General features: G+C 22.5%; 1 pseudogene. It reads right to left on the reverse strand.

The annotated features are described in order from the left end of the window. Positions 1–794: pseudogene (locus GQX97_RS12775) on the reverse strand (hypothetical protein); the annotation flags it as partial. Between the last annotated feature and the right edge of the window lie 39 nt (positions 795–833).

Genomic DNA, 833 nt, shown 5'->3' on the forward strand with positions numbered 1-833 from the left:
GAATGATAATTATTCGAATGATAATTATTCATTTTTGCTATTTCATTAGATTTATAATATATTTCAAAAGCTTTATCTTCGTTTTTTTCTATTCCTCTTCCTAATTCGTAGGCTCTTCCAAATATAATATGAGAAGGTTCAAATGTACTGTGTAAATCAATAGAAGTATTAGCCATTCCTATTGCGAGTTCTGGTGAGGGTGTGAGAATATTKCCATAAAATAACTCTTTTGAATATATATAATAAGCAAAAAAGTCATTCATATTTATTGCCAATTCTAAATATTTAATGCCTTCATAATAATACTTTTGAGGTATATTGTATATCATCACTTTTGCTATTTTTCTATATATTATTGCTTTATTTAATTCAGTACTGTTTAATGATATTTTTAAGTTTTCTATTATAGTTTCATAATCATGAGATYTTGTTTCTATTAGAGAGAAAGCATATACATATCTTAAATGATACATCTCTTCATTGGCATAACTATTATCTAAACTACCTAATACTTCTTTTGCTGATAATGCTGATTCTTTATAGTTTTTTAATTTATAATAAGAAAATGTTTTATATATTAAAGCTCTAATATTTTTTATTTTATCTAAATATTTAATAAGATGTTTATAGTCTTCATCTGTTTTGGCATTATAATAATAAAACTCTAATATATCATTATAAAACCATTCATTAAAATCATCATTATTTTTTAATATATCATCAAATTCAGCTTTAGCTCTTTCAGCTTCTCCAATATAAGCATATAAATTACCTCTATAATATTTATACCTCATATATTTTTTATCTAGAGAAAAGTTTTTTATTATTTTATC

It is taken from the genome of Brachyspira sp. SAP_772 (genome assembly GCF_009755885.1).
In the GTDB taxonomy this organism is placed as follows: Bacteria; Spirochaetota; Brachyspiria; order Brachyspirales; family Brachyspiraceae; genus Brachyspira.